The sequence below is a fragment of the Paenibacillus mellifer genome (assembly GCF_023195895.1).
Lineage (GTDB): Bacteria > Bacillota > Bacilli > Paenibacillales > Paenibacillaceae > Fontibacillus > Fontibacillus mellifer.
The window spans coordinates 24,806-47,960 of sequence record NZ_JALPRK010000032.1; the positions used below are offsets into that span (position 1 = coordinate 24,806).

Annotated in this window: 19 protein-coding genes and 1 pseudogene; 16 read left to right on the forward strand and 4 right to left on the reverse strand. The window is 52.0% G+C overall.

Translation table 11 applies throughout. The features are described from left to right. The first annotated feature begins 454 nt into the window (after positions 1 to 454). The 7 genes from M0651_RS22375 to M0651_RS22405 all read left to right on the forward strand — a co-directional run bounded on the left by M0651_RS22375 (position 455) and on the right by M0651_RS22405 (position 8,228). On the forward strand, positions 455 to 1,363 hold the full coding sequence (locus M0651_RS22375; protein WP_248553902.1) for an ABC transporter permease: 909 nt from the start codon (positions 455 to 457) through the stop codon (positions 1,361 to 1,363). Between the two features lie 31 nt (positions 1,364 to 1,394). Further along, the gene (locus tag M0651_RS22380; RefSeq protein WP_248553903.1) at positions 1,395 to 2,315 is read left to right on the forward strand and encodes a carbohydrate ABC transporter permease; all 921 of its coding nucleotides are present in this window, start codon (positions 1,395 to 1,397) and stop codon (positions 2,313 to 2,315) included. Between the two features lie 58 nt (positions 2,316 to 2,373). After that, entirely contained in the window at positions 2,374 to 4,083 is a 1,710-nt protein-coding gene (locus M0651_RS22385) for an extracellular solute-binding protein (RefSeq protein ID WP_248553904.1), read from the forward strand. Positions 4,084 to 4,119: 36 nt separating this feature from the next. After that, positions 4,120 to 5,103 (forward strand): Gfo/Idh/MocA family protein, encoded by a 984-nt coding sequence (locus M0651_RS22390; RefSeq protein WP_248553905.1) that lies wholly within the window; start codon positions 4,120 to 4,122, stop codon positions 5,101 to 5,103. A 17-nt stretch (positions 5,104 to 5,120) separates the two neighbouring features. After that, positions 5,121 to 6,197, forward strand: a complete 1,077-nt coding sequence (locus M0651_RS22395) for a Gfo/Idh/MocA family protein (RefSeq protein WP_248553906.1) — start codon at positions 5,121 to 5,123, stop codon at positions 6,195 to 6,197. Between the two features lie 166 nt (positions 6,198 to 6,363). Next, positions 6,364 to 7,011: a GntR family transcriptional regulator gene (locus M0651_RS22400; RefSeq protein WP_248553907.1), complete on the forward strand. Its 648-nt coding sequence runs from the start codon at positions 6,364 to 6,366 to the stop codon at positions 7,009 to 7,011. 47 nt (positions 7,012 to 7,058) lie between these two features. Then, the gene (locus M0651_RS22405; RefSeq protein ID WP_248553908.1) at positions 7,059 to 8,228 is read left to right on the forward strand and encodes a helix-turn-helix domain-containing protein; all 1,170 of its coding nucleotides are present in this window, start codon (positions 7,059 to 7,061) and stop codon (positions 8,226 to 8,228) included. A gap of 48 nt (positions 8,229 to 8,276) precedes the next feature. Here M0651_RS22405 and M0651_RS22410 read toward each other — a convergent pair whose 3' ends face one another. After that, positions 8,277 to 9,182, reverse strand: a complete 906-nt coding sequence (locus M0651_RS22410; RefSeq protein WP_248553909.1) for an RraA family protein — start codon at positions 9,180 to 9,182, stop codon at positions 8,277 to 8,279. Between the two features lie 266 nt (positions 9,183 to 9,448). Between M0651_RS22410 and M0651_RS22415 the strand changes: the two genes are divergently transcribed. From M0651_RS22415 to M0651_RS22430, 4 genes are all read left to right on the forward strand, one after another. Continuing rightward, positions 9,449 to 10,405 (forward strand): carbohydrate ABC transporter permease, encoded by a 957-nt coding sequence (locus M0651_RS22415; RefSeq protein WP_248553910.1) that lies wholly within the window; start codon positions 9,449 to 9,451, stop codon positions 10,403 to 10,405. Beyond that, on the forward strand, positions 10,402 to 11,229 hold the full coding sequence (locus M0651_RS22420) for a carbohydrate ABC transporter permease (protein WP_248553911.1): 828 nt from the start codon (positions 10,402 to 10,404) through the stop codon (positions 11,227 to 11,229). Before M0651_RS22415 ends, M0651_RS22420 begins: the two co-directional genes overlap by 4 nt. A gap of 62 nt (positions 11,230 to 11,291) precedes the next feature. After that, positions 11,292 to 12,662 carry an ABC transporter substrate-binding protein gene (locus M0651_RS22425; protein ID WP_248553912.1) on the forward strand — a complete coding sequence of 457 codons (1,371 nt, stop codon included), beginning with the start codon at positions 11,292 to 11,294 and terminating at the stop codon, positions 12,660 to 12,662. A gap of 25 nt (positions 12,663 to 12,687) precedes the next feature. After that, entirely contained in the window at positions 12,688 to 13,671 is a 984-nt protein-coding gene (locus M0651_RS22430) for a mannonate dehydratase (RefSeq protein ID WP_248553913.1), read from the forward strand. Between the two features lie 80 nt (positions 13,672 to 13,751). Here M0651_RS22430 and M0651_RS22435 read toward each other — a convergent pair whose 3' ends face one another. The 3 genes from M0651_RS22435 to M0651_RS22445 are packed head-to-tail and all read right to left on the reverse strand — an operon-like array spanning position 13,752 to position 16,748. Further along, entirely contained in the window at positions 13,752 to 15,140 is a 1,389-nt protein-coding gene (locus M0651_RS22435) for a mandelate racemase/muconate lactonizing enzyme family protein (protein WP_248553914.1), read from the reverse strand. Between the two features lie 37 nt (positions 15,141 to 15,177). After that, positions 15,178 to 15,954, reverse strand: coding sequence for an SDR family NAD(P)-dependent oxidoreductase (locus tag M0651_RS22440; protein WP_248553915.1), 777 nt, complete (start codon positions 15,952 to 15,954; stop codon positions 15,178 to 15,180). After that, positions 15,951 to 16,748 (reverse strand): SDR family NAD(P)-dependent oxidoreductase, encoded by a 798-nt coding sequence (locus tag M0651_RS22445; protein WP_248553916.1) that lies wholly within the window; start codon positions 16,746 to 16,748, stop codon positions 15,951 to 15,953. The genes M0651_RS22440 and M0651_RS22445 overlap by 4 nt, the downstream gene beginning before the upstream one ends. 199 nt (positions 16,749 to 16,947) lie before the next feature. Here M0651_RS22445 and M0651_RS22450 point away from each other — a divergent pair. The 5 genes and pseudogenes from M0651_RS22450 to M0651_RS22470 form a co-directional block, all read left to right on the forward strand. After that, positions 16,948 to 17,298: pseudogene (locus M0651_RS22450) on the forward strand (chromosome condensation regulator); the annotation flags it as partial. Between the two features lie 88 nt (positions 17,299 to 17,386). Then, entirely contained in the window at positions 17,387 to 18,652 is a 1,266-nt protein-coding gene (locus tag M0651_RS22455) for an alkaline phosphatase (RefSeq protein ID WP_248553917.1), read from the forward strand. A gap of 168 nt (positions 18,653 to 18,820) precedes the next feature. Then, positions 18,821 to 19,603, forward strand: a complete 783-nt coding sequence (locus M0651_RS22460; RefSeq protein WP_248553918.1) for an alpha/beta hydrolase — start codon at positions 18,821 to 18,823, stop codon at positions 19,601 to 19,603. After that, complete coding sequence (locus tag M0651_RS22465; RefSeq protein WP_248553919.1) at positions 19,600 to 21,021, forward strand: family 43 glycosylhydrolase; 1,422 nt, start codon at positions 19,600 to 19,602, stop codon at positions 21,019 to 21,021. Before M0651_RS22460 ends, M0651_RS22465 begins: the two co-directional genes overlap by 4 nt. 140 nt (positions 21,022 to 21,161) lie before the next feature. After that, on the forward strand, positions 21,162 to 23,147 hold the full coding sequence (locus M0651_RS22470; RefSeq protein WP_248553920.1) for a hypothetical protein: 1,986 nt from the start codon (positions 21,162 to 21,164) through the stop codon (positions 23,145 to 23,147). Positions 23,148 to 23,155 lie beyond the last annotated feature (8 nt).

The window sequence follows — 23,155 nt, forward strand, 5'->3', positions numbered from 1 at the left end:
GTCGTAATACCTTGCTGGTTAAACGGTACTTTTGTTCCGAAATGACCCCACAGAGAGAAATCGATTCAATATTATGGAAAGCTAAATATAAACCTATTAATAATAACATGAATTGGTACGGATGAACGACTACATGACAGTAATCGGCCACAGTTAGGCTCCTTTTTTGTGCTTCGTCGGGATCTAAAAGTATATATTAAATATACACATTATAGTTTTCTGTTGTTGGAGGGTCTTTAGTACCGAATTTCCGTAATAATTCGCGCGGTAGGTTTCATTTTACAAAGAATGATGGAATTTTTCCTATAGTATATTGAATATATTTGTTTATATCGAATATTTATAATCAACTAAATGAAACCGCTTGCAAGAGGGGGAGGGGGTTAGGTTACCGGCTTATGGATTGGTGGTTCTATAGAATCGACCCGACGAGGATCTAGGAGGTGATCGGGGAATGGTACCCAATAGATTTCGAAAAGTATGGTATTTCCGGCATATCTATTTATTTTTACTTCCGGCTATCATGTGGTTCCTGGTTTTTACTTACTATCCGATGTACGGCATTTTAATAGCGTTCAAAGATTTCAAATACAACCTGGGCATATTGGGGAGTCCGTGGGCAGGTTTTAAGTACTTCGAACAGTTTTTACACGATTCCAGTTTCTACGAAGTCCTTCGCAATACGTTGTCCATTAGTGCGCTGAAACTTGTTTTTGGATTTCCGGCTCCATTGATCTTAGCGTTGATGTTAAATGCCGTCATGCACGAAAAAATCAAAAGAGTGTTTCAAACCATTTCTTATTTGCCGCATTTCGTTTCATGGGTTGTTGTCGTGACTTTACTTCAAAAAATTTTGTCTCCGAACGTAGGGCTGATCAACGATATACGGTATCAAATGGGTTTGGATCCGATCTTTTTTATGGGGAAACCGGAATTGTTTTATCCGTTGGTCATCATTTCCGACATTTGGAAAGGGGTTGGATGGGGTTCCATCATTTATTTAGCCGCGTTAACGAACATCGACCCGCACTTGTATGAAGCGGCGGAAATCGACGGGGCGGGAAGGTGGAGTAAATTATTTAAAATTACGCTGCCTTGCTTAACGCCGACGATCGCGATCCTGCTGATCTTCTCTCTCAGCGGTATCCTGAACGCCGGTTTTGACCAAATTTGGCTGATGCAAACTCCAGCTACCTTAGGTGTTTCGGAGATATTGGACACGTATGTGTTAAAAACTGGACTCCAACAAGGGCAACTCGCTTATTCCACGGCCATCGGCTTATTCAAATCCGCGATCTCGTTACTGCTTATTGTGGCTGTCAATCATATTTCAAGGCGTGTGAGCGAGGTATCGCTATGGTAAATAGGCCAACGACGCAGGAGGAGGTGTGGGCATGGGTGCGAAAAGGCTGACGTCGGCGGATCGAACATATATGGTGCTTAACTATTCGGTGTTGTTTATTTTCTGCGCCACGGCGCTGTACCCATTTATTTATTTCTTAGCCCTTTCTTTCAATGACGGCTATGACGCGATGAAGGGTGGTATCTACTTTGTTCCTAGAGTGTTCACCTTAGAAAACTACGCAAAGGCGTTCACCAATCCATTGATCTTAAATTCGTTTTATGTTTCCGTTACTCGAACTCTTGTGGTCACGATCGGATCCGTGTTTCTGACGGCTTTGTTAGCCTATGCGCTTTCGCGGAAAGGCCTGCCGGGGAGAAAATATATTGTGTTTTTCTTTTTCTTTACCACCTTGTTCAGCGGGGGGCTGATCCCGACTTTTATCCTGTTCCGGCAGTTACACATTCTGAACACGTTTTGGGTACTGGTATTGCCCTCCCTGTATAGCTTCTTTAATGCAATTATCATGAAAACCTTCTTCGATGGGATTCCTGAAGCCCTATCGGAATCGGCCAGAATCGACGGAGCCAGCGAGTTATCGGTGTTCGCCAGAATCATCTTGCCTCTCTCGATGCCGGTGCTGGCTACCATCGCTTTGTTTGTCGGAGTGGGCGTGTGGAATGACTGGTTCACCGGGCAGTTTTTTATCCAGAATGAGAAATTACAGCCTGCAGCGACGTTCCTGAACAAGATGATCAGTGAAGCGTCTTTTCAATCAATGACGTCATCGTCGGGAAATAGCGGATCTGCGATTCAAAATATGACCGAATCTCAGATGGAGCTGCGCGGCGTCACTCCGGAAGCGCTGAGGATGACTTTCGTCATTATCATTACGACACCGATCATTTGTGTGTATCCGTTTCTGCAGAAGTATTTTGTGAAAGGCGTATTGGTAGGTTCCCTTAAAGAGTAGCTGATATAAGAGGCTAAGCCTTTTATATAAAAAATGTCCAATGAGAGGGGAGTGTAGTATGAGAAAGAACAAATTGAGGGGTGTCTTTGGCATTCCGCTGATCGCTTTACTGCTGTTTACAACGATGACGGCATGTATGGGTTCAGGCGGGAAGGAGGAAGCGGGAACAGGGAACACGGGCTCAAATGAGCCTGGGACCGTGAAGGAGTCGGGCACGGAAGAAATGAAGCCGGTCACCTTAACTTTCCTTAGTGCTTGGAACGGGGGCGGAGCCGGGTTTCCGCAGGATCAGGAGAATAATCCGGTAGCTAAGCAAATCCGGGACAAGACCGGAGTCACCTTGAAACTGGAATCCATCACGACCAGCGAGGTTGAAAAGCTGAATACCATCTTTGCCTCCGGTACCGTTCCGGATATTGTGAACGCCCCATTCTGGTCAACCACTGGGGGAGAAGGGCAAGTAATCAAGAAGGCCGCGATGGAAGGTCAGCTTCTGGATCTCACCCCTTATCTTGATAAATACCCGAATGTGAAAAGACTTGTGACTACCGGGATTGCGAAGGATTTTAACGAGTTCGATCTCAATAGCCCGGATTTCGAAGGGAAAACCTATCTCATTCCTACGGAAACCCCGGACGGAACCCCAGAGAGCATTCATAACTGGAATTACGGCCTTTTTGCCCGGGGGGATATTCTCAAGGCGTTAAATGTGAAAGCGGAAGATATCGATACGCAAGAGGAACTGTATGATTTATTGGTCAAGATCAGAGACGGCGGGTTCAAGGATATTGCCGGCAAGCCGGTGATCCCGGCCGGAACGATGTGGAATGGATGGGATTATGGTCAATTCCTTGCCGGTTGGACGGATTACAACATTTCGGACTACCGTGAGGTGGACGGAAAGCTGATCCACTGGACGCAAACCAAGGATCATGAAGACAGACTGCTATATATGAGGAAGTTATTAACGGCAGGTTTATTTGATCTAGAAGCTTTCAGCAATACGAGCACAACCGCAAATGAGAAGCTGACTACGGGCAAGCTCGCCGTATTCGGAGCTCAACCGATGTTGCCTGATTTGTCCAAGACGTTGTATAAGACGAATCCGGATATGCAATATGAGCTGCTCGGACCTATGAAGAATAAGAGCGGACAAATTCGGACGCAAGTGGAAAAACCCGGCCGTTCCGGTTTTCCTGTCCTTTTCTTAAGCGCGAACATTAAAGATCCCGATGCGGCCTTACGGTACATTGATTACGTCAACAGCGAAGAAGGCCGGTTGCTAGCGTACTTCGGAATTGAAGGAACCCACTACACGCTGGAGAACGGGATCCCTCAATGGATTCCGGATGTGAAGAAACAATTCGATGAGAATCCGGATTTGAAGAGAGATGCAGGACTCAATTACCTTCCGGGAAGGTTCATTGGCGCCTTCTCCGATACCGTCACTTGGCCTACGCCAGAGGATCAGAAGACGCAGTGGCAAAAGCTGGAGGAGAGCTTCTCGGCCAAATTGCCGATCAAAATCATCGACAAGGTCAGCGCCAGCTATCTTGCGAGAGAGTGGCCTAAATATCAGGAGTTTATCGATAAAACCAGCAGTTTGAATTTCGATGAGGAATTTAAGAAAGCATTGTTTGCTGCGTCAGATGAAGAAGCTCTAAAAATGCTTCATGAGGTGCAAGACAAGTTTAAAGCTGCCGGTGTGGATGAGATGGCGGAGTTTGTCGCTCAAAAAGCGGCGGAACGCGATGATGTCGGATTCTAATCCTACTCATACTCAAGACGAAGGAGGGAACATGATATGTTGAACGTTGCAATGTTAAGTAAATGGCATGTGCATGCGGAGGATTACGCCAGAAAGTTGCAATCCCATGGGAACGTGAAGATCGCGGCCGTCTGGGATGAAGAACTCGATCGGGGGAAGGAATGGGCAACTGGACTGGGAGCGGACTTTGAGGCGGATTTGGATACTCTTCTAGCGCGCGAAGATGTTGATGCCGTCGTGGTGGATGCCCCTACAAGTATGCACGCCGACGTGATGATTGCTGCTGCTCAGGCGGGGAAACATATTTTCACCGAGAAGGCGATGGCGCTTACCACGGAGGAATGCGATCGAATTTCGGCCGCGGTACGTCAAGCCGGCGTCAAGTTTGGCATTTCATTTCCGGCACGTACGAGACCACATGAATTGTTCGCGAAGCAGCTGATCGATGACCGAATCTTAGGAGACGTTACGCTTCTGCGCATACGTAACGGACATGACGGGGCTTTGAACAATTGGCTTCCGGAGTACTGGTACGATAAGCAGCAAGCCGGGGGCGGGGCCATGATGGACTTAGGCTGTCATCCGATGTACCTCGCCAGTTGGTATTTGGGTAAGCCCAAACGAATCAACTCCATGTTCCACTATTTCACGAATCGTGCCGTGGAAGATAATGCGCAATGCTCCATCGAGTTCGCCAACAATGCGGTCGCTTTGGTCGAAACCAGCCTGGTTACGTATCGGACCCCTTCCGCACTTGAAATTTACGGGACCGAAGGGACTTTGATCATCTCAGATCATACCGTTAAAGTCACTTCGAAGAATCTGGATTTGCCCTTTGGCGGATGGATTTCGCCGAATCAACTCCCAGCAGAGCAGCCGCTTCCGATCCTCCAATGGGTGGATGCCGTGCTTAATGACAAGGCGATGCCCTTTGGACTGGAAGAGGGAACGAAATTGACGGAGCTCTTGGAAGCAGCCTACATCGCCCATCAGGAACACCGAACAGTAGAGTTCAAATAACGGGGGAGGGAAAGCTGATGCGAACTGTAAAAGTAGGAATCATCGGTTGTGGATTGATTGCCAATGACAAACATATGCCAAGTTTAGCTAAGGTGGAGAACGTGCAGATGGTGGCCTTCTGTGACTTGATTCCGGATAGAGCCGAGGCTGCTGCGAAAAAATACGGCACGCCGGAAGCAATGGTGTTCACCGATTACAAGGATCTGCTGGCGGTGGAAGAGATCGAAGTCGTGCATGTGCTCACCCCCAATAGCGCCCATGCCGCGATTGCCATCGATGCGCTTGAAAGCGGCAAGCATGTTATGTGCGAGAAGCCGATGGCCGTCACCGGTGCGGAGGCGAAAGCGATGTACGAAGCCCACCTGCGAGCAGGCAAGAAGCTCACCGTCGGGTACCAGAGCCGGTCCAGCGCCAAAAGCCAACTATTAAAGAAGATGATCGTAGGCGGGGAACTAGGAGAGATTTATTTCGCTAAAGCGGTCGCTACCCGAAGAAGAGGCGTACCGACCTGGGGCGTGTTCTTGGATAAAGAGAAGCAGGGGGGCGGCCCCATGATCGATATCGGAACTCATTCCCTTGATCTCATCCTCTGGTTGATGGATAACTATGAACCGGAAAGCGTCGTCGGTAGCGTCTTCCATAAACTGAAGGACACCGAAAATGCCGCAAATGAATGGGGATCCTGGGATCCTAATAAATTCGAGGTCGAAGATTCCGCGTTCGGATACGTGAAATTCAAGAATGGTGCTACCGTTATTATTGAAACCAGTTGGGCCCTGAACATTGCGGACGGCGGAGGCAATCTGCTGTGCGGAACGAAGGGGGGCGCGGATTTCAATCATCATAAATTGCGGATTAACGGGGAGCGGGACGGAAGCTTGTTCTTGAATCAGCTTGATGTGGATCCGAATGCAAGGGAACTTTTCCGTGGAGAGAACATGTCCGACTTCGAGTATGAAGCCAAACAATGGATTCACAGCGTCGTGAACGATACCGAACCTTTGGTGAAGCCACGGGAAGCGATGATCGTGTCTCAGATCCTGGAGGCGGTCTATCAATCGGCTGAGACGGGGAAAATTGTTTATTTTGATTAGGAGTAAGAATGTTTATAAAGTCCGCGAGGCGAAAGCTTCGCGGGCTTTTTTTTGCTAGAGAAATATTAAATTTCCGGTATCAGATGTGTGGGTGCCCTCATACAATAGAAAAAAATGGATTATCGATAATCGATAAACGATGATCGCGAATGGAGACGAAACAAGGATGCCAAGCAACGATATCGTCCCGCTGGTGAATTCCATAAGTGAACAAATCTATTTAACGCTCAAACGAAAAATACTCACGGGCGATCTTTGCCCGGGAACCCGGCTCATCGTGTTGGATATCGCGGGACAATTCCAGGTTAGCCAGGCACCTGTACGGGAAGCGCTGGAACGGATGAAGCAAGAAGGATTGATTATTGGGATTCGAAACAAAGGGTCGGTCGTATCCAATATTACCTCTAAGGAGATTCGGGATCTGTTTGTCCTCCGTGAAATCATAGAGGGCTTCGCCGTTCGCACGTCCATGTCGACGCTGTCGGAGGCGGATTACGCTGCGCTGGAGACGATTATCCAGAAGATGGAGGAAGCCGTCGAGCAGAGCGACACGCTAAGCATTCTCGAACTGGATATGGACTTTCACGGTTTTTTCTACAAGCGCTGTGATAATCAAGCCATCCTGGAACTATGGAACCACATGCGGACGAAGGTGATGCGTTTCATGGCCATATCCAATCGGCATTCAACGACGGATATGCTGGCCGATTGGCACCGAATGTTGATTGACGCCCTCCGGACGGGGGACGGCGACATTGCGGAGGAAGCGTTTATCGAGCACATGCATGCCTATAAAATCATTCATCTGGATTAAGGACTTGATCTCAGTTGTCATTCTTTATCCAAAGGGGGAAAAGGAGTATGCTGAATGAACGTCTTCTATTGGACCACCAAGCGATTACGACGTGGATGAAAGACCGCCTTCTGCGGTATCTAGTATCCGGGCCTACGGAAGCAAAGGCGGATCTGAAGGAGAGCTTGGCTAAGCTTCACTTGAATCCTTACTATACTTTCCCTACCATTGCCCTGTTGGAGCCAACTGCTCCCGCTGACAATGAGCACGACAAGCTGACTTATCTGGAGAGTATGCGAGAAAGCCTTCAGCAACGAATGCCGGGCAACGGTATCGCTTTTCTCGATGGAGACGGGCGGATCGGGCTGCTGTTCTCGTGGGTGTCCAAGGATGTGCTTGAGCGGCTGCAGGCTGTACTTCTGGAACAATTCGCTCATCCCGTGAATATCGGAGTAGGGAAGCCTTGCAGCCAGTTGAGCGACATCCACCTATCCTATCGGCAAGCTTCATGGGCGTTGCAGAACAAGTTCTACAGCGGAACTGGCCAAATCATTCATTTTGGCGAGCTTCGCCGTCTGGAGCCGATCGACCGTTACCCAGTGGAGAAGGAAAAACAGTTGGTTGAGAGTTTCCGCTCAGCGGCCTCGGAACAGGAAATCTTAGAGGCGGTAGAGTCGTTTTATTCTGCGGTGCTGGAGCAGGGTCCGATCGACATCAAGAGCATGTACGAGCTGACGATCCGATTGCTGGTCGGAGTGGAAAGAAGGGTCCTTGCCGATGAAGAAAATGTAGGCGCTTACAGACCTTTTGAGGCGACATCGCTTGTAAGGTTAAGCACGCTGGAAGAGCTGAAGCACTACGTCTGCCTGTTTCTGACCGGGCTCTGGAAGGTCGTCTCGCCGGGTCAGAAAGAGAGCCATCGCAGCATCATTAAGAGGACGATCCTCTATATGGAGCAGGATTGCCAATACGCTTCGCTGCAGAGTGTTGCTCAGAAGGTGTACATGACGCCAACCTATTTGAGCATGCTCTTCAGGGCAAATACTGGGAAGACGTTTATTGAGCATTTGACCGATATTCGGATCGACAAGGCCAAGGATATGCTCCGGACGACGCATTATAAGAATTACGAAGTCGCCGAGAAGGTCGGCTATCAGGATTCCCGTTATTTCAGCCAAATCTTTAAGAAGAAGGTCGGAGTTTCACCAAGCGAGTATCGGGAATCGATGGGAAAATAAAGAAGGAAGCGGGTTCAACTCCCGCTTCCTGGTTCGTGATCATCTTCTCTATAGACGTACGTCATGTCTTGGGCCGTCCAACTCGTGCCGGCGCGCCTCCTCGAGTTCCTTCTCCCAGCTTAAATGGCGGTATTCGGCAGCCGCTTCATCACTCTGAAACCACTGAATGAAATCCTCCCACAGCGCGGTTGGCCAAGAGGCGTCGATTTGTGCGGTGGAATAGACGCCTTCCTTCAAGCGAATGAAACCAAATACGTCGCGGACTTGCGACTTCTCCGCTTGCTCGGCCGTCAACTCGGCAAGATGGGGAGGGATGAAGATGACGCCCGCCGGCGTTCCGAGCACGACGTCGCCGGGAAGGCATATCGCCTTGCCGATCCGGGTCGGCACGTTCATTCCCACCATCGTGACATCGCCGATCGCCGTCGGGTCACTTCCGCGATAATAGACGTTAATGTTCTTGATCTCGGACACTTGCTGATTGTCGCGGATCCCGCCCCAGATCACGGCGCCGCCCCGTTTCGTGCGGGTCGAGATGGCTGTGGACAGGTTACCGCCGACATAGGTGCCGAGATGGATCTTATCGAACATATCGACGACAACAACGTCATCCTCGACCAGGGAATCGATGACCCACTGATTGAAGAAGCCCCTTCGTCCTTCCTGTTCATGCCCGTAATTCAGCAGCGTCTCGTGCAGATCGGGCCGCTTTGGCACCATAACGGCGGTTACGGCCCGTCCCACCATCACTTGGTCGGGATGGACGATCTTAAAGTCGCCTTCAAACTGAAACGTATAGCCACGGTGCCATAGCGGCCCCCATGCTTCCTCCAGCGTAATTTTCCGTATTCTTCGCAGGACATCATCCGGCACCTTAGGCCGCCCATTCTCGAACCGTTCGCCCTTCCACAGCGGTGTCAATTGAATGAGTTCTTCCGGGTTATCGAATTTCATTGAAGCGCCTCCTCTTTGTTCGACATGACTCTATTGTTAGGGAGGGCCGCCGTTTTGTCGATGCGACTTTCTTAAGGCATTTTCCCCGCCAAATCATAATTTTTTCCACCGCTGTCGCCGGCGTTTCTCATGGGATCCACGGATTTTAAAAAATCAAACAATATCATAATTTCGTCACCTTTAATCGTGAAACCGCCTTCGAATACAGTAGTACTACTACAACATTTATCACAAGGTGTATCGCAAGAGGGGAGGAATCGAAAAGGATGGCTGCACAAACCAATACTGCTAACCCAACTGGAAAAGCTGGACGCGCCGTCCGAAAGCGCGCGAAGACCGGCGCAAACCATCTAGCCGGTTATATTTTTATTTCCCCATGGCTCATTGGCTTTCTATTACTGACGTTATGGCCGATCGCACAATCGTTATACCTGTCTTTCACCGATTATTCACTCCTAGAGGATCCGGTTTGGACGGGAACAAGCAATTACGTCAATATTTTCACGAATGATTCAACCTTTACGAAATCTCTCACCGTAACCTTCACGTTTGTCCTATTCTCCGTACCGCTCAAGCTACTTTTTTCCCTCCTCGTCGCTATGGCGCTCAATCAGAAATTGAAAGGGATGAACCTGTACCGAACGGCTATCTATTTCCCGTCGCTGATTGGCGGAAGCATCGCGGTTGCGGCTTTATGGCGCAATATGTTCGGTCTAGACGGCTACATCAATCAGGTGCTCGCCTGGTTTGGCATCCAAGGCATGGGGTGGATCACCAATCCGGACACCTCGCTCGGAACACTCATTCTGCTAAATACATGGCAGTTCGGGTCTACGATGGTCATTTTCCTGGCTGGGCTCAAACAGATTCCCCAGGAGTTATATGAATCCGCGGCAGTGGACGGCGCATACAGGTTTCGCCGATTCTTCAGCATCACGCTGCCGATGTTGTCTCCCGTCATGTTCTTTAACTTAATTCTCGGCGTGATCGGCTCCTTCCAAACCTTCACCTCCGCTTTCATCATCACCAAAGGGGGGCCGGTCAATTCCACGTACGTCTACGCCTTGTTCCTGTACGAAAAGGCTTTCAAGCATTACCAGATGGGGTATGCCTCGGCTCTGGCCTGGATCTTGCTTGCGATCGTGGGTCTGCTGACCGTCATTAACTTTGCCGCATCTCGTTATTGGGTGTTCTACGAATCGGAAGGGGGAGGGTCGAAATGAAGCTCAGGTCCAAGCTGACGAATCATCTGCTTCTGACTTTATTCTCCCTCCTCATGCTTTATCCGGTCATCTGGTGGGTTGGCGCTTCGCTGAAGAAGACGGAGGAGCTGAGCTTGCCGACGCTCTGGCCGAAGACGCCGCTATGGGAGAACTACAGCAATGGGTGGCATTACTCCAGCGATTATACGTTTGCCCATTTCTTCGGCAATACGCTTCTGATGGAGGTTGGAAACGTATTTGGTGGCGTGTTGACTGCCGCCGTCGTAGCCTACGGTTTCGGCCGACTGAACTTCAAGCTGCGGGGCTTCTGGTTCTCGATTCTTCTGCTGACCATGATGCTGCCCGGTCAGGTTACGGTCGTTCCGCAATATATCCTGTTTAACTCCTTTGGCTTCGTGGACAGCTATGTGCCGCTTGTTCTGCCGCATTTCTTCGGCGGAGGCGCGTTCTTCATCTTCCTTCTCGTCCAGTTCATCCGAGGCATCCCTCGCGATTTGGACATGGCGGCCAAGATCGATGGCGCTTCCGTATACGGCATCTTCGCGTGGATCGTCTTCCCGCTCATCAAGCCGGCACTCGTAACGGTTGCGATCTTCACCTTCATCTGGAGCTGGGACGATTTCTTCTCGCAGGTGCTGTATCTCAGCTCGGTTGATAAATTTACGGTTGGCCTGGCGCTCCGGGGATTCATCGACCAGTTCGAGATTCAGTGGGGGCAGTTGCTCGCGATGTCGCTGTTGTCCGTCGTTCCTTCCGCACTGATTTTCCTCTTCGCACAGAAGCATTTCGTGGAAGGGATCGCAACGACGGGGCTGAAAGGTTGACTTTGGCGTTACCCATTGAAGTCATGTGCTTGATTAAGAGAAATGGAAAGGGGAAATCGACAATGAGCAAATCGAGATGGATGAGCATGGCCGCACTCCTGCTGGCGCTGTTTCTAGTATTGACGGCTTGCGGCGGCGGTGGAGGAGGCAGTGCTGGAGGAAATTATTCGGGTGGGAATTCCGGTGGCAATTCCGGTGGCAATTCCGGAGGAAACGGCGGCGTGAGCGGTGGAAATGGAGATTCCGGCGGAGAGAGGACCCTCAGCATCATGTGGTGGGGGACGGACGCACGTCACGAAGCAACGCAGAAAGCATTGGATCTCTATACCCGGCAAAACCCCGGCGTTAAATTCAAACCCGAGCATATGGCTTGGGATGCGTACTGGCAGAAGCTGCCGACGCTAGCGGCATCCAAAACAATGACGGATGTGCTGCAGATGGATGCGGCGTACTTGCAAGAATACGTGAGTCGGGGACAGCTGGAGGACCTGTCGGATATCGACCTGACCGGAATCGTCGACCCGGGTGTCATCGAGAATCTGAAGATCGACGGCAAGCTGTACGGCATCCCTCTGAGCCAGAATGCACAGGGAACGGCCTTCAACAAGGCGGATCTCGAGCAATACGGCATCCCTTTGCCGCATAAGGATTGGACCTATGACGAGTACTTCCAATGGGCGAAGGACGCCCGCGCCAAGCTGCCGGAGGGCAAATACCCGATCGGCGACACGACAACCTGGGATTTCTACAATTATTACCAGACGGCGATGGGGAAACCGCCAATCATGTCTGACGGCGGGAAGACGTTTACACTCGATAAAGACCTGTTCATGAAGTTCTATCAAACCTATGAACAATTCCGCAAGGATAAAATCGTTCCTCCGGCGGAGCAGTCCGCCGCCTTCCTCGAGAACGATCCGCAGGCTGACCCGATGGCAAGCGGGGTCGTAATGACGAGAGGCGCAACAACCGGCTCGGTCAGCGCGCTCAAGCAGCTCATGCCGGGCAAGGTGGGCGTTGTGAATATGCCGACCGGACCTGCGGGCGGAGGCTGGGCGCAGTCGACGATCTTCCTCAGCGTCAGCACCAATTCGAAGAACAAGGAAGAAGCCAAGAAATTCGTCAGATGGTTTATTACCGATGAAGCCGCAGGGGATGCGCTGGGTCTGACGCGCGGGATTCCAATTAATCCGGACATCTACAAGAAGCTTGAACCGAATCTGGAGGCGAAGGATAAGCTCGGCAAAGAAATTTACGACCTGTCTGTGGGTAAAGCGTTACCCTTCTATTCACCGGCACCCGGCTTTACAGAGTGGGTGGATGCTTATAAGAAGGAGATGGACGCGGTGACGTTTGGTCAGCAGTCCATTGAAGAAGCTTTCAACAAAATCGATAAGCTCGGTAAGGAGCTGGCTGCCAAGGCAGGCAACTAAACGATAGAAAGAGGCGGATAACGACATGCAGCTTGCGGAATTTCTTCCATCCCAGCCAAGCCGGCTGTGGCATTTGGCGAAACAGATGAACGTCAATTACGCGGTCAGCGGGCTGCCGTGGGAAGAGAAAACGGAGAAACCTTGGGATTTGATGCCGCTGATCCGGATGAAGCAACGTTACGCCGATTTTGGTCTGACGTTGTCCGTGATCGAATCGATGCCTCCAAGCAACAAGATTAAGCTGGGTGCGCCCGGCCGTGACGAGGAGATCGAGAATTTTCAACAGTTGATCGTGAATATGGGAGCCGCCGGCATTCCCGTGCTCTGCTATAACTTTATGGCTCAGTTCAACTGGTTCCGAACGTCGACGACGACCCGAACGCGGGGCGGGGCGCTGGTCTCCAGCTACGATCACAGCCTGATGGCGGATGCGCCGCTCACGGAAGCCGGAATTGTGACGGAGGAGCATCTGTGGGAGAATCTCCATTATTTCCTGGAAAAGATCGTTCCCGTTGCGGAATCCGCCCGGGTGAAGCTTGCGCTTCATCCGGACGATCCACCGATTACGCCGATCCGCGGCGTCTCGCGGATCTTGCGGAACGCATCGGCTCTGCAGCGGGCCATCGATCTGGTGCCAAACGCCTACAGCGGCATTACGTTATGCCAGGGGACTCTGGCGACAGCCGGAGAGGATATTCCGGCGGTCATTCGGCAGTTCGCCGACCAGCAGAAGCTGTTCTTCGTGCATTTCCGCGACGTGAAGGGGACGCCGGAGAAATTCGAGGAGACGTTCCATGACGATGGCCAGACGGATATGCTCGAAGCGATGAAGACGTATTACGAAGTTGGTTTTAGCGGCCCGGCTAGACCAGACCACGTACCGACAATGGAAGGCGAGGATAACGAAAACCCGGGGTATGAGCTGCTTGGCCGCCTGTTTGGCGTAGGGTATATCACCGGCTTGATGGAGGCGGCGGCCAAGATGAGCCGCGCTTCCGCCCCCCGCTAATAGAAATGGAAAGGATCGTCTTGACCGGCCTATGCCGGACAGGACGATCCTTTTCTTGTGAAAGAAAAAGCAGAGGAGCCTCAGCTCCACTGCCGGTCGTTAGAATAATGATGATTCCATTGATCCGTTGATTCCCAGAGGCCGCCGATTTCGGGATGAAGATGCTCAGCCAATACTTCGTCGTTCAAATCGTCGATTCCCAGTCCGGGAGCGTCCGTCAAGGTGATGAAGCCGTTCTGGACCAGCTTATCCGGGAGGCGGCTGCCGATGACGATGTCATCCCACCATTCCACTTCGCAGGAATGGTATTCGAGCGCAAGGAAGTTCTCCGTCGCCGCGGCGACGTGAGCGGCGGCCAGACAGGCGATGGGGCTTTCCGCCATATGGATCGCCATCGCAACCCCGTAATCCTGCGCCATGTCCCCGATTTTCTTCGTCTCGAGAATGCCTCCGGTCGTCAGCACGTCCGGATGGATGACGGACACCCCGCCGGCTTCAAGGAGAGGTTTGAAGTTCTCCTTCAAATAAATGTCTTCTCCCGTACAGATCGGTGTCGTCACGGCGCGGGAGAGGCGGGCGTATTGATCCGTATACCGCCATGGAATCATGTCCTCCATCCAGGCCAGATTGAATTTGTCGATGCGCTTACCCAGCTTTACGCAGTCCTCAAGTCCAATATGGCCGAAGTGATCGATGGCGAGCGGCACCGAGCTGCCGATGACCGACCGTACGTCCGCGACATATTGTTCCAGGATGTCGAGGCCTTTTTCCGTCACATGAATGCCGGTGAATGGATGAGGGATGTTGTAAATATCGTAGTGACGGTTCTTGATTTCGCGCAGCTCCTGTTCGGTGAGATTGCCTTTGTCACGGCGGTAACGGCGTTTCGAGATCTCCCGCATCTCTTCCAGGAAACCCAGCGGTGCGCTAAGTGCGCCTGGTTCGTCGATGAGCTGGCCGATCCCAAGATCCATCTTCAGGAAGGTGAAGCCGGCTTCCATCCGCTTCTTGAGCGCTTCGCCCATCGCTTTACCGGTGTCCTTGCCGACAACATCCGTGTCGCAATACATGCGGACCCGGTCGCGGAACTTGCCGCCGAGCATTTGGTAGATAGGTACGCCATATGCCTTGCCGGCCAGATCCCAGAGCGCAAGCTCGATTCCGCTGACGCCACCGCCTTGACGCGCATGTCCGCCGAACTGCTTGATCCGGCGGAACAGCTTGTCGATGTTGCACGGGTTCTCCCCGAGTAACCGGCTTTTCAGCATGAGGGCGTAAACCTTATCCGCACCGTCGCGGACTTCCCCGAAACCAACCAGCCCCTGGTTCGTGTATACCTTGATCAGGCTGCTGTGGAAAGGCCCGCCGACGATATCGGTAAAGCGGATATCGGTAATCCGCAGCTCCGAAGGGCTGGAGGAGGTACGAACATGGGCCAGCGTTTGTTCGTACGTTTCTTTGTTTACCATGAAATCACTCCTAATCGGTTGGTGTACTGCAGCCTCGTTACAGCAGCATGCTTCCGCCGTCGAGCCGGATGGCGGAGCCTGTCATATACTCACTTTCGTTCGAGGCGATAAAGCAGGCGAGGTGAGCGACATCAAGCGGGAGTCCCACGCGCCCCAGCGGAAACTTCTCCAACTGGTGCTTGCGCCGCGCCTCCCGCTTCTTCTCCGCATCCGGATCGTCCGGCGAGATGAGGTTGTATTTGCCCACATCGACGGCTCCCGGCTCGATCGTATTCACCGTAATGCCGTACGGGGCCAGCTCGATCGCACTTTCCCGCCCGAGCATGCGGATCGCGCCTTTGGTCATGGCATAAACCGGGTCGAAATCCGTCGGCCGTTTGGCATGTACCGAGGAGATCAGGATGATTCGACCGGTTCCTTTCTGCTTCATGCCGGGAATAACGGCTTGGATACACTGCCAGTAGCCCTTTACGTTCGTATCAAACATGCGGTCGAACGTATCGCCATCATGCTTAAAGAGATCGTAGTTCAGTTGTACGGCGGCGTTGTTGACCAGAATATCGATATCGCCGGCGCGGCTCTCAATGTGGCGCACCATCGCGGCGATCTCTTGCGGATTCGAGACATCCGCCCGGACAATGAAGCTGTCGCCCCCCGCTTCGTCAATTCGTCTCTTCGTTTCGAGCACGCCGGCTTCACTCCGGTTATAGTGGAGTGCCATTCTTGCGCCTCTATTTGCCATCTCGATGGCGATGCCCTGGCCGATGCCGGTGCCGGCTCCGGTTACGAGTGCGACCTTGCCCGCTAAGCTCATGGCGAATCACTGCTCCTTGGCCGTTTCATTTTGTGATCCATATAATGCAGGAGGAACCCTCCGTCCAGCCGGATATCCGCGCCGTTCACATACCCCGCTTCTTTTGACGCCAAGAAGTGGGCGACGTTTGCAATGTCTTCCGCTGTGCCCAGCCGAGCGTTCGGAACCTTGAGTTCGTAACTGCGGTAGAGCGTCGTCAGCGGACTGCGGAACCGTTCACCGTCGCCTTCGATCAGGCCGGCCTCAATCGTATTCACGCGGATGCCGTGCCGCCCCAGCTCAAGGGCCGCTTCTTTGGCCAGCATCTTGACGGCGCCCTTGGAGGCGCTGTAGGCGAAGGAGGAGCCGGTCGGCTTCTCGGCATGGATGGACGAGACGAAGATGATATTGCCCGCCTCCCGTGCGGCCATCGCCTTTCCGGCCGCTTGCGTGCAAAGAAAGGCCGACTTTGCGTTGGTATTCATTACTTCACGGTACGACGCTTCGGATCCGGCTTCAACGGATATAGGGACGTACCGGTCGTTATTATGGATCAGGACAGTAAGCGCGCCGAGTTCTCGCTCGGCCAGCAGGACAAGCTCGCTTGCGTTCGCCCCGGCGCTCAAGTCGACATTCTTCACGATCACTTTGGATCTGGAAGCTTTAGCCATGTCGATCTCGGCGGCAATTTGCGTGCCATCAGACAAACTGTTCAACAGGAAATGGGCGCCATCCTCGACGAAGCGGCGGATCATGGCCTTGCCTGTGGGATGGTCGGCGTCCGTAATCAGAATGACTTGCGCAGGTTGATTCATACATCACCCCCGGGGTACCCGATTTGTAGGGCGGGTAGCTATGTCACACTCTCATCATAAGTTTCAGCGGCCCCCGGGTTCGAGACGTTAATCTTATGATTTTGTTTGATTTCTTTCAGAAGCTTTTCGTATGATGAATTCAATCGGAATCCATGACACAAGGAGGTAAGACATGGACCCTACATTATATAAAGCGACGCTGGCGGCAGGCCCACGGCATTCCGTCGGGCTTCAATCGGACGGGACGGTCATCGCTGTCGGCGATCCTAAACACGGCCAATGCAAGGTTGAGGACTGGCGTAATATCGTGGCGGTAGCAGCGGGCAGCTATCATACCCTTGGTTTAAAATCGGACGGAACCGTCGTGGCAACCGGCTCGAATCAACATGGGCAAGGTGAGATCAGCAACTGGCGAGAGGTTGTAGCGATCGTCGCGGGGTGTGCCCATACGCTTGGCCTAAAGTCGGATGGCAAGGTGATCGCTTCAGGCGATAATCATTACGGCCAATTAGAAGTGAGCGGTTGGCGCAGTCTGCAGCGATCGGTTTAACATTATTTTACATACTTCATACATTTTCATAATATATGGTATTTATCATAGAGTACGGAACTCAAAACATTTAGGAGGTTCGTACTTTATGAAACTTGTAAAAAACATGCGCTTAAGAACGGCATTTGTGGTGACTGCGGCGGCAGCGGTAGCGATAACCGGCATTTTGACCGCACAAACCCCGAGTCCGGCAGTGGCAGCCTCCTCTAAGACGAAGAACGTGATCCTGTTCGTGGGGGACGGGATGGGGAATGCCGCACGCAACGCCATCCGGTTGGCTACAGTAGGAGAGAAAGGCAAACTGGCGATGGACGACATGCCGTATGCCGGACTGGTACATACGAGCTCGACGTCGGCCGTAACCGACTCGGCGGCTTCCGCTACGGCGTATGCCAGCGGGGTGAAAACGTATAATGGTGCAATCGGTATGGACGCGAACAAGAAATCGGTTAAAACGATTATGGAATACGCGAAACAAGCGGGATTGTCCACGGGGGTCGTTACGACGAGTCAGGTGACGGACGCGACGGGAGCGGCGTTTGGTGCCCATGTGGAGAATCGGTCGGCGCAAAGCGATATCGCGCTGCAATTTTTGACGAAGAGCAAAGTGGATGTGCTGTTGGGCGGCGGCGAGGATTTCTGGTTCCCGGCCGGTAACCCGGGCGCGTTCCAAGACGAACCGGCGGAGGATCCTTCCGAGAAGAGCAAGGGGACCCAAGGCAATCTGGTCGACAAAGCCAAACAACTGGGTTACACCTACGTCACCAATAAAGCGGACCTGCAAAAAGCAAAAAGCGGTAAGCTGCTCGGTTTGTTCGCGAATGAAGAGATGTTCCAGCAAAGAGAAGAAGGGGACGGCGATATCTATAACCCGGTCGTTTCTCTTCCGGATATGACCAAGAAGGCGATTGACACATTGTCCCAAAACAAAAAGGGTTTCTTCCTCATGGTTGAGGAGGAAGCAACCGATGAGATGGCGCATGAGAACAACGCCGCATTGACCATTAAAGCCGGTCAACAGCTGGATAAAGCCGTGCAAGTCGCTAAGGATTTCGCCAAGAAAAACCCGGATACCCTCGTATTGGTCTTGGCCGACCATGAAACCGGCGGTCTTTCGATCGAGTCGGTTGATGCGGAGGATGAATCTGGGGACGCTATCTCTAAGGAAGACGGACCGTTTGTAATCGCGGGTTCCAAGGAGCAATTCATTGTGGACTGGACGACGTCCGGACATACGGCGGTCGACATTCCGGTTACGGCGATGGGCAAGAACGCGAATCTGTTCACCGGCGCCTTCGAGAATACGGAAATCTTCACGAAGATGATGAAAGCATTGGGCTTTACCGCAAAATAAAGGACGTACCTCTCTAAATACACAGGCGATCGTCAAGTGGGGTGACTCTCTTGACGATCGCTTGTTTTGTTTTAAAGAAATGCGGATGAATTCTTTATTTTTAGCCTAGCGATCGTTTTTTTGGAAGCGCTATAATTCATCTATCTAATAATGGAGAGGATGAGGATTATGGATAGGAAACCATCGGAGGCATCCAGTATTCCGCAATGCGGAAGCCTCGAGGTCGTGGAATATTACTCCGCAACCGTTGGAACCCAGCGTAAAGCTAGAGTATATACCCCTCCCGGATTTTCCCGGAATCAAACGTATCCGGTACTTTATTTATTACATGGCATAGGCGGAGATGAAAACGAATGGTTTGATCATGGGGACCCGCATCTCATTTTGGATCGGCTTTATGCGGACGGGAAGCTTGTACCCATGATTGTGGTGATGCCTAACGGCCGCGCGATGCCGGAGGATCGGGCCGAGGGCGACCTGTTCGCTCCTGAGAAGCTTCAGGCGTTCGAACGGTTCGAATGGGACTTACTTCATGACCTGATCCCATTTGTAGAAGCTAATTATCCGATCCGTGCCGGGCGGGAGAGCCGCGCCATCGCCGGCTTGTCCATGGGCGGCGGGCAGTCCTTGAACATCGGATTAAGCCATTTGGATCAATTCGCCTGGATCGGCGCATTCTCCCCGGCTCCCAATACGAAAACTCCCGAGCAACTGGCTCCGAATCCGCAGGAGTTGGCGACGCGAATGAGCCTGCTATGGCTCTCTTGCGGCGATGAGGACAATTTGAAATACGTCAGCGACCGGACACATGCTTACTTCGCTGAGCAGGGGGTCCCCCACATTTGGGTGGAGGAGCAGGGAGGCCACGACTGGCCTGTATGGAGAAACGGACTTAGCGAGTTTTCTAAACGGATTTTCAGAAGTGAACCGGGAGAGGGGACCCGCCGATGAAAAAGCAAGGATTCAATCCGTATCTGCCGTCCTGGGAGTATGTCCCCGACGGGGAGCCGCATGTCTGGGGCGATAGAGTTTACGTATACGGGTCGCATGACCGGTTTAACGGCCATGTATTTTGCTTGAACGACTATGTGTGCTGGTCGGCTCCGGTGGAGGATTTGGGGGACTGGCGATACGAAGGCGTCATCTACAAGAAAACCGATGACCCGCTGAATCCGGACGGCCGGATGTGCCTTTATGCCCCAGACGTTACCGTCGGGCCGGATGGGCGGTATTACCTTTATTATGTGCTCGATAAGGTTCCGGTTGTTTCTGTCGCCGTCTGCGAGACACCGGCAGGGAAGTTTGAATTCTACGGGTACGCTAAGTATGCTGACGGTACGCGTTTGGGAGAAAAAGCCGGCGATGAGCCTCAGTTTGACCCCGGGGTGTTGACGGAGGGGGAGTTGACTTACTTATATACCGGATTCTGTGCGGCCGGGGACCGATCCAGACACGGCGCGATGGTTACGGTGCTGGGTCCTGACATGCTTACGATCATAGAGGAACCGGCTTTTGTCATGCCAAGCGAACCTTATAGCAAGGGGAGCGGGTTTGAAGGGCATGCGTTTTTTGAAGCCCCCTCGATCCGTAAGAAAGGCGATATTTATTACTTGATTTATTCCTCTATCGTCATGCATGAGCTGTGTTACGCCACCAGTCGATTTCCGACTCACGGCTTTGTCTATCAAGGAGTTATCATCAGCAACAACGATCTTCATATCGATTCCTATAAACCGGCGGACAAGCCGATGTATTACGGCGGAAATAATCATGGCAGCATCGAACAAATCCATGAGAAATGGTACGTCTTCTATCACCGGCATACCAACGGTACAGCGTTCAGTCGACAGGGCTGCATGGAGCATATTCGCTTCCGTGAAGACGGAACGATCCCCCAAGCGGAGATGACCTCCTGCGGCCCGAATGGAGGTCCGCTTGAAGGTCGCGGGGAATATCCGGCCTATCTAGCGTGCCATCTGTTTAGTAAAGATGAGGCGATGTATACCGGAGGCTTCGGCGCAGGAGCCTGGATGGACAGCCGGTTTCCGAAGATCACCCAAGAGGGCAGGGACGGGGAGAAGGAAATCGGATATATCGCCAATATGACGGATTCAGCTACGGCCGGGTTCAAGTATTTCGACTGCCGTGGCGTTAACAGAGTCAAAATCAAGGTGCGCGGGTATTGCCAAGGGGCTTTCGAAGTCCTGACGGCTTGGAAGGGTCCGGCGCTTGGAATTATCCCGGTTGACTTCACGAACGTCTGGACGGAATACGCTGCAGACATTGCCATTCCGTACGGCGTACAGGCCGTATATCTCAAGTATACCGGGAACGGAAGCGCGGACTTGGCTTCGTTTTCCTTGGAATAAGCGCGTTATGGCTGTTCGATAATTTCGGAAGGTTCACGCAATTTCGGGCTTGGTCACACAATTTCGGATAACAGCTAGAAGGTGTTCGAAATGTCGTATAATTTTTGTGAATTAACCAATCCGAAGGGGCGACTGAACCAATGAGACCAATAAAGATTAACGTGAGCGGCAACATAGAAATGAAATCGCTTCCAGAGGGCGGGCGTTTGATCGATATTTCCCCGGAGGGGGGAAGGCTCCATTTCGAAGGCCTGAAGTTTAAGAAAGGCCAATACCTGGTGCTGGAATTGACCGTTCAATCGATCACGGAGTTTCAGATGGCGCTTGGCTTTTCGAAGCGTACTCCCAGTTCGGAACAAAGTATACCGGACTTGTATTGCCTGACGGGATTCTTGCCGCAGATCCGTATTCGAACGTTTTTTGACCTCGAGCATTTAGATGCCCAGCATATCTTTCTGGAGCGGACACCGGGTAAACTAAAATCATTTTTGCAGGGAACCGCCATGGAACCGGAGCAAGTCCAACATTTTGAAATGATTTTCTTGCCGTTCTATACGAACCGTTCCTTTATTTTGCATGATTTGTATCTGGCAGACGAGAAGCCCGATTGCAGCCTGGGACAGGGGGGAGAGCCGATCGTCGACGAGCTGGGTCAATTGAAAATCAAGGATTGGAACGGCAAAACCAAGTCCGCAGAGGAACTTGTCCGTTATTTGCAGATGGAGGTGAAAGCCGGCTCGACCGCGCATTTTGGACCGGAATACAGTACCTATGGGGGATGCAAATCCATTCCTTTTGAACCTACGGGATTCTTTTATGTCACGCAGCAGGAGGAGCGGTTCTGGCTGGTGGACCCGGAGGGATACGCTTTCTATAGTAAGGGGCTGGATGTGGTCAATTCTGGGGAAGCGGGACGAATCGATGGCATTGAGCCTTGTCTGGAGTGGATCCCGGAAGAGGATGGACCTTTCCAACCGGCGTTCCAGGCGGGAGAAACGCTAAACGGGCATCGTTATTATAATTACGCCGTCAGCAATCTCATTCGGGCCTTCGGCGAGGATTATCATGTGGCGTGGGGCCAAATGACCCGATCTCGGCTGATCGATTGGGGGTTTAATACGATCGGGAACTGGTCGGATCTGAACTTTGCCCAAGAAGCGAAGCTGCCCTATGTTATGCCGTTGGCCGGATTTCCGACAACCCAAGAGACCGTGTACCGGGATTTCCCGGACGTATTCAGCGAGGAATACCTCGAGGCTTCCGAACGGTATGCCGCTCAGCTGGAGCCGTTTAAGGAGGACCGTTGCCTGATTGGGTATTTTATGACGAATGAACCGCATTGGGCGTTTGGCGAGCGAGTCAATCTGGCACGGGAAATGTTTCGCAGCGGACATTCTTTGGCAAGTAAGGAAGCGTTGATTCGCTATTTGGAGGAGAAATATGAAGGCAGTGCGGACGCCCTACGTGAAGCATGGGGGATGGAGTTGGTGGATTTCGACGCGATCCGCAAACTTCGCATTGAGGAATTTTCTGATGCGGCCGATACGGATTTATTAGAATTTTCACGTCGGATGGCCCATGAGTATGTTCGCATCCCGGCTCAAGCGTTGAAGAGGATCGATCCCCATCATTTAAATCTCGGAATGCGGTATGCTTTTATTTCTTCGGAACTGGTCCTGGAGGGAAGTGAGTACTATGATGTCTTTACTTATAACTGTTATAAGTTTAGACCGGATGAGGCTGACCTCCGCGCGATCTACGAACGAACCGGTAAACCGATCCTGATCGGAGAGTTCCATTTTGGAGCCCCGGATGTTGGGCTGTTAAGCCCCGGGTTGAAAGGCGTGTACACCCAAGCCGATCGCGGCAAAGCCTACCGTTATTACACGGAATTTGCAGCAAGTCAGAAGTATTTGGTAGGGACGCATTATTTTATATTGAATGATCAAGCTACGCTGGGCCGTTTCGACGGAGAAAACTATCAAATCGGAATCGTCGACGTCTGCCATCGGCCCTATGAAGACTTTGTGCGAGAAATCAAGGCTACCCATGCCGAAATGTTAGACGTCATTAAAGGGAAGAGAACACCGTACGAGGTTCAACCAACAGAATTGATTATCAAGTAGTCGTTAAG